The sequence below is a fragment of the Planktothricoides sp. SR001 genome (genome assembly GCF_001276715.1).
Taxonomy (GTDB): domain Bacteria; phylum Cyanobacteriota; class Cyanobacteriia; order Cyanobacteriales; family Laspinemataceae; genus Planktothricoides; species Planktothricoides raciborskii.
In genome coordinates this window covers 114,433-114,658 of sequence record NZ_LIUQ01000019.1, presented here as the reverse complement: position 1 = coordinate 114,658, position 226 = coordinate 114,433, and the positions used below count along the sequence as shown (strand labels likewise).

At 47.3% G+C, this 226-nt stretch carries 1 protein-coding gene; it reads right to left on the bottom strand.

Translation table 11 applies throughout. The features are described from left to right. Nucleotides 1-226: HEAT repeat domain-containing protein (locus AM228_RS29680; RefSeq protein ID WP_156331755.1), on the bottom strand; the 226-nt coding region annotated here is incomplete at both ends.

Genomic DNA, 226 nt, shown 5'->3' with positions numbered 1-226 from the left:
TGACCAAAGCAGCGATCGCTGTTTCATTGCTTTGTGCGATTTCCCCTAAACAATAGGCAGCCTGCCAACGGGTATTTTCATTATCAGTAGTTGCGATAACTTTGACCAAAGCCGCGAGCGCTGTTTCATTGCCTTGTCCGATTTCCCCTAAACAATAGGCAGCCTGCCAACGGGTATCTTCATTATCAGTAGTTTCGAGAATTCTGACCAAAGCCGCGATCGCTGT